The organism is Streptomyces sp. NPDC097619 (assembly GCF_040302735.1).
Classification (GTDB): Bacteria; Actinomycetota; Actinomycetes; order Streptomycetales; family Streptomycetaceae; genus Streptomyces.
Genome location: NZ_JBEOSD010000055.1, coordinates 36,201 through 45,883, shown reverse-complemented (window position 1 = coordinate 45,883; position 9,683 = coordinate 36,201). Strand labels below are relative to the sequence as shown.

The window sequence follows — 9,683 nt, the reverse complement described above, 5'->3', positions numbered from 1 at the left end:
TTTTGTCGGCGGAGGTGGGTGTGGGTGCGGGGGGGGGGGGTGGGGGGGGGGGGGGGGGGGGCGCCGCCCCCCCCCCCCCCCCGACCGCTCTCGCCACTCCGCACTCCGCACTCCCCCCATTTTCCCAAAACTTTTTTGCAAAACTCTCTTGGCAAACTGCCTTCACCCCTCCTAATCTGCTGTGCATGGCTGCTGACGAGGACTCACGCACGCTCGACCCGGCCCGGGACTCCGCGGCCATCAAGGCCCTGACGCACCCGCTGCGGATCCGCCTGCTCGGGCTGCTGCGCCAACACGGCCCGTCCACCGCGAGCGAGCTCGCGGTGCTCACGGACGAGTCCTCGGCGTCCACCAGCTACCACCTGCGGGTCCTGGCCAAGCACGGGTTCGTCGGAGAGGCGGCCCACCGCGACGCCCGCGAACGGCGCTGGCAGGCGGTGCACGCGGTCACCTCGTGGAGCAACACGGCCATGGAGATGAACCTGGAGACCAGGGCCTTCAGCGGATTCATGCGCAGACGCCAGATCGAACACCTCCAGGAGAGCCTCGACCGGTACGAGGCGCAGGTCGAGGCCGGTCGGATGGACGAAGCCTGGTGGGAGCCGGCGGGCATCAGCGACCTCGGCCCGAAGTTGACCCCGGAGTCCCTGGAAGAGCTGTGGGGGGTGGTGGAGCGGACCCTCGCGGAGCTGACGGCGCGGGACGCGGAGGATCCACGGGCCGCCCACGTCACGCTCTTCCTGGCCGGACTCCCCCAACTCCCCACCGGGGCGGCCGAGACCGAGACCCCGGCGGAGCGGTCATGAGCGCGTCGACCGTGGCGAACGCGGTCACCGAAGGCGCCCTGCGCCGCCGGTACGCCGTGCTGTGCGGGCTGTACTGGCTCCCCACCGGGCTGGCCTTCGCGCCACTGGTGCTCCTGCTGACCGAGCGGGGGCTCGGACTGGCGGCGGTGGCGGGGCTCATAGCGGTGCACTCGCTGACGACCGCCGCGCTGGAGTTGCCCACCGGCGGCCTCAGCGATGTCATCGGGCGGCGTGCGGTGCTCCTCGCCGCCGGCGCGCTCGACCTGTGCGCGCTGGCGCTCGTGGGGCTGGGCACGAGCTGGTGGGTCCTCGCCCTGGGACTGTTCCTGAAGGGCGCGGGCCGAGCCCTGTCCAGCGGGCCGGCGGAGGCCTGGTACGTGGACCGGGCCAAGGCCCTCTCCGGCCCCGACGCCGACCTGCGCACCGGCCTGGCCCGGGGCAACACGGCGGTCTCGGCGGCCCTCGCCGCGGGCACCCTGCTGGGCGGCGGCCTGCCCTGGCTGCTGGGGCTCGGCCCCGACTGGGGCGGCAGGCTGACGCAGGCCACCTCCGGCCTCGTCGTGCCGCTGGCGGTCCCGCTGCTGCTGGGAGCCGTCACCGAGGTCGCCTTCCTGCTGTACGCGTGGAGGGTGGTCCGGGAGTCCGTCCGGCCCCGGGTGACCCCGGCATCCGTGTGGCGCGAAGTGCCCGCGAGCGTCGCGGCCGGGCTGCGGCTGGGCGGGCGGGACGCACTCGCCCGCCGGGTGCTCCTCACGGCCTCGGCGACCGGCAGCGCCCTGGCCGCCCTCGAACTCCTGGTTCCCGGCCGCGCGGCGGACCTGACCGGGGCGGCCGAATCGGGCGCCGTGCTCTTCGCGGGGCTGGCCTGCGCGGGATTCGCCTGCTCCGCACTCGGCAGCCAACTCGCCCCCACGACCGCGCGGCTCGCGGGTGGCGGGGAACGGGCCGTGCTGCTGTCCCTGACGGTCTCCGCCTCCGGGCTCCTGCTGCTCGGCACGACGGCCGCCGCCGCGGGCGCCCTGCCGGTCGCGCTCGCGGCACTCGGCTACGGACTGGTCTACCTGGGCCTGGGCGCTGCCGGGCCCAGCGAGAACGACCTGCTGCACCGGCGGGTCGACGACTCCGGGCGGGCCACCGCCCTGTCCGTGCAGTCGCTGGCCCTCCAGCTCACAGGGGCGGCGACGGGGCTGGTCCTGGGCAGGCTCCCGGGCGGGCCGACGGCCTGGCTGATCGCCGCGGCGGCACTGGGGGCCGGGGCCGCACTGTGGCTGCGCCCCGGCCGGGCCAGGCTCCGGATACCGGCCTCAGCGGGCAGCGGTGCCGGCGAGGCGGGCGAGACGGGCGTCGATGTGGGCGCGGACCTCACGCGGGCGATTGGTGATGAGGGTGTCCACACCGAGGTCAAGACAGAGGTCCACGTCCTCGGGGGCGTCCACGGTCCACACCCGGACGCGGAGTCCCTTCGCCTGGAGCCGTCGCACCAGAGCCGGGTCCTGGCGGACCAGGTCGATGCCGGGACCGGCGTGCGTGGCGAAGGGAGGGCGGGCCGGGCGTAGCCGCGGACGCTCGATGAGGAAGACGGAGGGGAGTCCCGGGGCGAGCCGGTGCAGACGGGTCAGGGAGACGCGGGAGAAGGACATCACCTCGACGCCGCCGGAACCGTCCGCAAGACCGTACTTCCGCAGGATGCGGACCAGTTCGGTCTCCACGCGGCCGCCCGCACGGGTGGGGTGCTTGGTCTCCACGGCCAGGCCGACGGGGCGGGGGGCGTCCAGGGAGAGCCGCAGCAGGTCCTCGAAGCGCAGGACGCGGGCTTCGCGGTGCCGCTCCCCCTTCCACGCCCCGAAGTCGAAGGCGGACAACTGGTCGTAGGTCAGGGTGGAGACGATGCCCTGCCCGTCCGAGGTCCGGGCCACGCTGCGGTCGTGGAGGCAGACCAGGGTGCCGTCCGCGGAGAGCCTCACATCGCATTCGAGGGAGTCCGCACCGTCCTCGATGGCCTGCCGGTAGGCGGCGAGGGTGTGCTCGGGGTGCTCGTGAGAGGCGCCGCGGTGGGCGATGACCCGGGGAGCGGGGGTGGTGTCGGAGACGGCCGTGAGGTGCATGCGGCCATCCTCGCAAACCAGCGTGAACGGGACGCACACGAGACCGGTCCACCTCGTGTCGCCCGGGGCCCGAGCCCGACCGAGCCCGACCGAGCCCGGCTTGCCCTCGACACACCCTGCCAGGTGAGAGCGCGGGCGGGACAGCCGGCGGGCGGGGAGGGCTCACGGGGGTACGGGCGGAGGGACAGGGGGCAGGGACGGGGCGGGGCGGGGCGGGGAAGTCAACTCCGAGGCGGTCTAGGCAAGTTGGTACAGACCAATTAGGGTGACGGGGTCGTGCAGGTCGGGGAACCGGGGTGGAAGATGCTCACGCGCCGTTCGATGCTGGTGCTGGCCGGGCTGTCGGCCGGGGCGGGCGTGCTGCCGGCCGCTTCGGTCGCGCGGGCCACCGGCGGCCCCGCGGCGTTCCCGCTGCCCGCGCCGACCGGTCGGCACGCGGTGGGAACGCGGGTGCTGCACCTCGTGGACCGGGACCGGATCGACCCCCTCGCTCCCGACCGCCGTCCGCGCGAGCTGATGGTGCAGCTCTGGTACCCGGCGGCGTGGACCGGCGGACACCGGCGGGCGACCTACAGCGGGGCCGTGGCCGCCGCGGAGCTGGAGGCGAGCCTCCCCCTGATCCCGGGCACCCTGGCAGCCGCCCGTCCCCACGCCCGCGTGAACGCCCCGGCCGCCCCGGGACCGCTGCCCCTGGTGCTCCTCGGCCACGGACGGAAGGGAAGCCGGGCGCACGGCACCGCCCTGGCCGAGGACCTGGCTTCGCACGGCCACCTGGTGGCGGGGGTGGACCACACCTTCGACGCGGCGGTCGTGGAGTTCCCCGGCGGACGGGTCGTGCGCAGCGTGCTGCCCGACGAGCCGGCGGACTGGGAGGCCCAGGAGCGGCTGGAGATCGGGGCGCGCGTCGGGGACCTGCGCTTCCTGGCCGGTGCGTTGACCCGGGGCTCCGGCATCGGGCACGGGCCGGGCGCCCCCGTCGCGGACCGGGGGCGGATCGGGGTGCTGGGTCACTCCATGGGCGGCGCGGCGGCGGCCGAGGCGCTGCGGGTGGACGGGCGGTTCCGGGCCGGAGTGGCCCTGGACGCCGGACTGTTCGGCTCTCCGGTGCCCGACCTCGGGCTGGACCGGCCGTTCCTGTTGCTCACCGCGCTGGAGGACCACGAGACCTGGCAGCGGTGGCGGGAGCACCAGCGGGGCTGGGCGCGGCAGTTGCGCATCACCGGGACGGGGCACCTCACCTTCACGGACCTGCCGCACCTGGCGGGGCCCGGCGGGCTCCGGGAGGTCTGGCCGGCGGATCTGTACGCCGAACTGCTGGGCACCCTGCGCCCCGAGCGCTCCACGGCGCTGGTCCGGTCCTACGCGCGGGCCTGCTTCGACCGTTTCCTCACGGGGCGTCCGGCGCCCCTGCTCGACGGCCCTTCGGTGCGTCATCCGGAAGTCGAGTTCCGCTGGTCCCACCGCTGACCGCGCGGCACCGCACCGCCCCCGAGCCGGGCGAACGCCGACTGCCGGCCGGCCCGGGCCGTCCCGATGATCACCCTGACGACGTCGCGTCGACCGCCCCGTCGCACGCGTCGGCACTCGCTTCGATCCGCTGACGCGCCCGCCCGCCCGCCCGCCGCCCGCCCGCCGCTTCCCCGCCCCGCCGGCGGGACCGGCCCCGACGGCCGACGTGGATCCCGGGCCGTCCCCGCCGCCGCTCGGCCGACCACGCGGCCGGCACTCGGCGGATCGCCCGACCGGCCGTTCGACCGTCGCGGTACGACTCGGCACAGCCCGCCCTTTCCGGGCGGGTTCTTGCGTCGGGGGGCGGCGGTTTCCGGACATCCTCCGGTGTCGAGCGGGTACGGCGCCTCAGTGCGCGGGCACAGAAGCGCGCACTCCAGAGCCTCGGATGAGCAGCCGGTTTCCGGTCAGGGGGCCCGACCCGATCCGCTGACAGGTATAGACCACTGCTAGAGTCGTGGCACTCCCCACACGTCCGATCACTACCGGTTACCGGAAGGTCCGCCGTGTCCACGCACCCACCCGGCCCACGGGCCGCCACCACACCCGCCTACCAGCGCATCGCCGCCGCGTTGCGCACCGACCTCTCCGAGTCGATCGCGCCCGGCGCCCGGCTGCCCGCGGAACGCACCCTGTCCGCGCGGTTCCAGGCGAACCGGCAGACGGTCCGGGCCGCGCTGCAGGTCCTGCGCGACGAGGGACTGGTCACCACCGACCGGCGCGGCACCTACAACACGGCCGGAGCGGAGCCGCCGCCGGTGCGACGACCCTCGGTGCCCGAGTTCCCGGGCGGGTTGACCGCCCGCCCGGGGGCCGCGGTCCGCTCCGTCCTGCGGATCGCCGGGCTCCCGCACGCGCCCGCGGCCCTGATGGGTCTGGTGGCCGGGGAGCAGGTGCTCGTCCACCACCACCAGCTGACGGACTCCGACGGGGTTCCGCTCCAGCAGGCCCGGACCTGGTTCTCGCCCGCCGCCGTCGAGGCCGTGCCCGAGCTGCGACGGCAGCTGGACGGGGCCCCCAGCGACCACGCCGACCTCCGGCAGCTGCACGTCTGGCTGGCCCGGGAGGGCCTGGCGGCGCGCGTCACGGAGACCATCACGATCCCCGCGCCGGACCGCAGCGGCCGGCAGCCCTCCCCCGCGATCCGCCGCACCATCCACGACCAGGACGGTCGGCCGCTGGCCATCACCGACCTCACCTATCCGACCCGGCGCCAGCTGATCTGGCACCACACGCGGGCCACGACGACCACGGCCCCGTCCATCCACCTCACGTAGAGCGGCCGTACGACCCGTCCGGCCGTCGCACGGGGGTCGCGAACGGCGCGTCCGGAGCCCCTTCCGCCAAGGGGAACGGCGTGTCGGCCATCAGCCCACCGCCCTCCGCCGTCCCACCGCCCTCCGCCGTCCCACCGGCAGGGAGGCGCGGGCCAGGGTCAGAGGGAGGGCGGCGGACCGTCGGGGTTCACCGGCCAGGCGTCCTCCTCGGGGACCTCGTTGGCCACCTGCACCTCGGTCCAGCAGGCGGAACACAGGTCCAGCCACCGGGACCCCGCCTCCTCGCTGTTGACGATCGCGGCGACGGTGGCCCGATCCCCGCAGGACAGGCAGAGGTGTTCCTCGTAGCCCACCCGCAGGTGGAGCTCGGCGGTACTCGGTTCCTCGGGGGCGGGTGCCAGCAGCGAGGGCTCGGCCGCGATCAGGTGCAGCAGCCCGCGCGCATCGGCGGCTCCCGGAGGGCCTTGCGGTTCGCTCACCATGGCTTCCCTCCGTTCCCGCCGCCGTGCGGGGCCCTCGGCAGAGGCCCCGCAGCCAGCCTAACCCGCCCCGCCGGACGCCCGCCCGGGGCCCGGTCAGGAGCCGGGGACCACCGCGACCGCGCACCCGGCGTGCTGCAGGGCGGCGTTGGCCACCGAGCCCATCAGCAGCGAATCCGCCTGGAGCCGCGGCCTGTGCCGGCCCACCACGAGCAGTTCCGCCGTCCCGGACAGCGCGACCAGCTGTCCGGCGGCGTCCCCGGGTCCCACGACGCTCTCCACGGGGACCGCCGCGTAGGGGCCGTCCCGGAAGGGGGCGAGACGCTCCTGTTGGGCGCGTTCGATCTCGCGCAGCAGCGGGGCCACGTCCTGGGCGGGGAGCCCCTGCATCGGGGTGCCGATCAGGGGCAGGGGGGAGACCGGATCGAGGAAGGCGGTGACGGCCGTCAGGGTCAGGCCCCGTTCGGCGGCCCGCCGGAAGGCGAAGCCGATGACCTCGTCGGCGGTCTCGGAGGGGTTCAGTCCGAGGACGACCCGGCCGGTGTCGCCTCCCGCATCGCCTTCCGACCCACTGCCGGCACCGTCGACCGGACCGGTCGCGGAACGCGCCGAGTGCGGGACGACGACCACCGGGCAGGGGGCCTTGGTGGCGCAGGCGCGGCTGGTGGATCCCAGCAGGAGGCTGGCGAACCCGCCGCGACCGCGCGAGCCGAGGACGAGCATCCGGGCCCCTTCGGCCTGCCGGTCCAGGGCGGCGGGGACGGCCCCGGTGAGGGAGACGAACCGGACCGACGGGGGCCCGCCCCGCCCCTCGTCCCCGGCCTCCCGGTCCTTCAGGTGTCCGGTGGCCCAGCCGGCCACCGGGTCCTCCGGTTCCGATTCCGGTTCGCCGATGACGGCCGTCCGGCGGGCCTGCCAGTACTGGGCGTGGTCGGGCATCACGTGGGCGATGACCAGCTCCGCTCCGGCGGCCGTGGCTGCGGTCAGGGCCCAGTCGAGGGCCTTGAGGCTGTGTTCGGAGCCGTCCACGGCGACGACGACCGGGCCTTCCTGCGCACCTTCGGTGATCATGGCTCCAGCATGGCACCGGTCGGTGTGCGCCGCAGGGGCCGAAGGTCCCGGACGGCACGGACCGCGACGACCCGCGAAGGCGCCCTCCGGTTCGGCCTCCACTTCGGCCTCCGCTTCGGCTTCACAGCAGCCTGCGGGCTCCCGGGGCGGCGGCGGCCCGGAGGGTGCGGGGCGGGCGGTATCCGGCGGTCGTGAACGCGGTGGTGACGGCCTCGGCCACGGCCGCTTCCCGGCCCGCCGGGACCAGCGCGATCACGGAGCCCCCGAAGCCGCCTCCGGTCATGCGGGCCCCGAGGGCACCGGCGGCCAGGGCCGCGCTCACCGCGAGGTCCGTCTCCGGGCAGGACACGCGGTAGTCGTCGCGGAGGGAGGCGTGGCCGGCGGTGAGCACGGGGCCGAGGGCGGCGGTCCGCCCCGCGTGGAGCAGGGTGACGGCCTCGGCGACCCGGCCGTTCTCGGTGACCACGTGGCGGACCAGGGGGGCGAGGTCGGCGGGGAGCCGGTCGAGGGCCGTGGGCAACTCCGCCGCCGGCAGGTCGCGCAGGGCCGGCAGGTCGAGGAGGGCGGCGGCCCGTTCGCAGCCGGCGCGGAGCGCGGCGTAGGCGCCGTCGCCGAGGTCGTGGGCCACCCGGGTGTCGAGGGCGAGGAGGGCGAGGTCCGCGGCGGCCGGGTCGAAGGGGACCTGCCGGTACCGGTCAGGGGTGCGGGAGTCGAGGTGGAGGGCGGATCCCTCCTCGCAGCAGACGGAGGCCATCTGGTCCATGATCCCGCAGGGGACCCCGACGAAGGCGTTCTCGGCGAGCTGGGCGGTGCGGGCCAGTTCCGGTCCGGTGAGGTCGAGTCCGTGGAGCCCGTCGAGGGCGAGGGCGACCGCGCAGGCCAGGGCGGCGGAGGAGGACAGTCCGGCGCCGGTGGGCACGGTGGAGTCGATGTGCAGGTCGAACCCTTCGAGCCGGTGTCCGGCCCGGGTGAGGGCCCCGTGGACGCCCGCGGGGTAGGCGGCCCAGCCCGGTACGGCCCCCGGGGCCGGTCCCTCCGGTCCGAGCTCGGTGACGCGGCCGTCGCCTTGGGCGCTGTGCAGGCGGATCCGGCCGTCCGTGCGGCGGCGGGCCACGGCGAGGGTGGTCTGCGGGAGGGCCACGGGGAGGGCGAAGCCGTCGTTGTAGTCGGTGTGTTCGCCGATGAGGTTGATCCGGCCCGGTGCCGCCCACACCCCGTCGGGCACGGTGCCGTACAGGGCGGTGAACGCGGCGACCGCGCGGTCGAGCCGTCGCGCCTCCTCCGCCGCCCCGGTGGCCCGCGCGGCAGCCGGACGTGCGCCCGTACCGCCGTCGGGCCGCTCGTCCCCGGCCTCCCGTCGGCTCGTCCCGGGTGCGGTCATCCGTGGGCCTCCCGGAGCCGGCGGGCGGCCTCCTCGGGGGCGATGTCGTTGATGAACGCCTCCATCCCCGATTCGGTGCCCGCGAGGTGCTTGAGCTTGGCGGGGCCGCGTCGAACGGTGAACAGCTCCAGGTGGAGGGCCAGTTCGCGACCGCCTTCGCGGGGTGCCTGGTGCCAGGCGGAGACGTAGGGGGCGGGCAGTAGGCCGCCGGGGGCCGCCGGGTCGGGGAAGAGGCGGTCGAAGCGGCGGAGCAGGTCGAGGTAGAGGGTGGGGAACTCGGCCCGTTCGGCTTCGTTCAGGGCCGTCAGGTCGGGGACGCGGCGGTGCGGGTGGAGGTGGACCTCGTAGGGCCAGCGGGCGGCGTAGGGGACGAACGCGGTCCAGTGGGTGCCGGTGCTGACCAGGCGTTCGGGGGTGGCGCGGGCCTCGGCGAGCAGGTCCTCGAAGAGGTTGCGTCCGGTGGCGGCCCGGTGCGCGGCGGCGGCCGTGATCATCTTCGTGGTGCGGGGGGTGATCCGGGGGAAGGCGTAGATCTGGCCGTGCGGGTGGGAGAGGGTGACGCCGATTTCGGCGCCGCGGTTCTCGAAGCAGTAGACCTGCGCGGTGTCGGGGCGGGCCGACAGGGCGGCGGTGCGGTCGGTCCAGGCGTCGAGGACGAGGCGGGCCCGTGCGGGGCTCAGGTCGGCGAAGGACGTCTCGTGGTCGGGGGTGAAGCAGACCACCTCGCAGCGGCCGAGTTCCCCGGCGAGGGACGGGAAGCGGTTCTCGAAGACGACCGTCTCGTAGTCGGCGGCGGGCACTTCCCCGAGCCGGCCGTCCCGGGAGGGGCACAGGGGGCAGGCATCGGCGGGGGGTCGGTGGGTGCGGGCCTGCCGGTGCGAGGCGATGGTGACCCAGTCGCCGGTGGCGGGGTCCCGGCGGAGCTCGGGACGGCTGTCGACGGGGTCGAGGGAGCGGAGGTCCGGGGTGTCGCGCGCGACGGCTTCGTCGGTGTCGAAGTAGAGGAGTTCGCGGCCGTCCGCGAGTTTCGTGACGGTCTTCTTCACTCGCCAAGA

The 9,683-nt window shown here is 75.5% G+C and carries 8 protein-coding genes and 1 pseudogene; 4 read left to right on the top strand and 5 right to left on the bottom strand.

Annotated features, from left to right (window positions below; translation table 11 throughout):
* The first annotated feature begins 185 nt into the window (after window positions 1-185).
* Complete coding sequence (locus tag ABTZ17_RS17290) at window positions 186-806, top strand: helix-turn-helix domain-containing protein (protein ID WP_352196470.1); 621 nt, start codon at window positions 186-188, stop codon at window positions 804-806.
* A pseudogene (locus ABTZ17_RS17285) lies at window positions 803-2,101 on the top strand (MFS transporter); the annotation flags it as partial. The gene ABTZ17_RS17290 and the pseudogene ABTZ17_RS17285, both read left to right, overlap by 4 nt.
* A 9-nt stretch (window positions 2,102-2,110) precedes the next feature.
* Here the strand turns inward: ABTZ17_RS17285 and ABTZ17_RS17280 are convergent.
* Window positions 2,111-2,911: a glycerophosphodiester phosphodiesterase gene (locus tag ABTZ17_RS17280; RefSeq protein WP_352196469.1), complete on the bottom strand. Its 801-nt coding sequence runs from the start codon at window positions 2,909-2,911 to the stop codon at window positions 2,111-2,113.
* Between the two features lie 303 nt (window positions 2,912-3,214).
* Here ABTZ17_RS17280 and ABTZ17_RS17275 point away from each other — a divergent pair, with 303 nt between their 5' ends.
* Together ABTZ17_RS17275 and ABTZ17_RS17270 are read left to right on the top strand one after the other, a co-directional pair.
* Window positions 3,215-4,378 (top strand): alpha/beta hydrolase family protein, encoded by a 1,164-nt coding sequence (locus ABTZ17_RS17275; protein ID WP_352196468.1) that lies wholly within the window; start codon window positions 3,215-3,217, stop codon window positions 4,376-4,378.
* A 548-nt stretch (window positions 4,379-4,926) separates the two neighbouring features.
* Window positions 4,927-5,697 carry a GntR family transcriptional regulator gene (locus ABTZ17_RS17270; RefSeq protein WP_352196467.1) on the top strand — a complete coding sequence of 257 codons (771 nt, stop codon included), beginning with the start codon at window positions 4,927-4,929 and terminating at the stop codon, window positions 5,695-5,697.
* A gap of 158 nt (window positions 5,698-5,855) precedes the next feature.
* On the opposite strand, the gene ABTZ17_RS17265 is transcribed toward ABTZ17_RS17270, so the two are convergent.
* The 4 genes from ABTZ17_RS17265 to galT all read right to left on the bottom strand — a co-directional run bounded on the left by ABTZ17_RS17265 (window position 5,856) and on the right by galT (window position 9,674).
* Window positions 5,856-6,179: a hypothetical protein gene (locus tag ABTZ17_RS17265; RefSeq protein ID WP_352196466.1), complete on the bottom strand. Its 324-nt coding sequence runs from the start codon at window positions 6,177-6,179 to the stop codon at window positions 5,856-5,858.
* Between the two features lie 93 nt (window positions 6,180-6,272).
* The gene (locus ABTZ17_RS17260; protein ID WP_352196465.1) at window positions 6,273-7,247 is read right to left on the bottom strand and encodes a universal stress protein; all 975 of its coding nucleotides are present in this window, start codon (window positions 7,245-7,247) and stop codon (window positions 6,273-6,275) included.
* A gap of 121 nt (window positions 7,248-7,368) precedes the next feature.
* Window positions 7,369-8,628, bottom strand: a complete 1,260-nt coding sequence (gene galK / locus ABTZ17_RS17255; protein ID WP_352196464.1) for a galactokinase — start codon at window positions 8,626-8,628, stop codon at window positions 7,369-7,371.
* The gene (gene galT / locus ABTZ17_RS17250; protein WP_352196463.1) at window positions 8,625-9,674 is read right to left on the bottom strand and encodes a galactose-1-phosphate uridylyltransferase; all 1,050 of its coding nucleotides are present in this window, start codon (window positions 9,672-9,674) and stop codon (window positions 8,625-8,627) included. Before galT ends, galK begins: the two co-directional genes overlap by 4 nt.
* Window positions 9,675-9,683: the final 9 nt, after the last annotated feature.

Excerpts from the sequence above, each read along its gene's own strand:
- ABTZ17_RS17290 (WP_352196470.1), top strand. The coding sequence starts at position 186 with ATGGCTGCTGACGAGGACTCACGCACGCTCGACCCGGCCCGGGACTCC.
- ABTZ17_RS17280 (WP_352196469.1), bottom strand. The coding sequence starts at position 2,911 with ATGCACCTCACGGCCGTCTCCGACACCACCCCCGCTCCCCGGGTCATC.
- galK (WP_352196464.1), bottom strand. The coding sequence starts at position 8,628 with ATGACCGCACCCGGGACGAGCCGACGGGAGGCCGGGGACGAGCGGCCC.
- ABTZ17_RS17265 (WP_352196466.1), bottom strand. The coding sequence starts at position 6,179 with ATGGTGAGCGAACCGCAAGGCCCTCCGGGAGCCGCCGATGCGCGCGGG.
- ABTZ17_RS17260 (WP_352196465.1), bottom strand. The coding sequence starts at position 7,247 with ATGATCACCGAAGGTGCGCAGGAAGGCCCGGTCGTCGTCGCCGTGGAC.
- ABTZ17_RS17275 (WP_352196468.1), top strand. The coding sequence starts at position 3,215 with ATGCTCACGCGCCGTTCGATGCTGGTGCTGGCCGGGCTGTCGGCCGGG.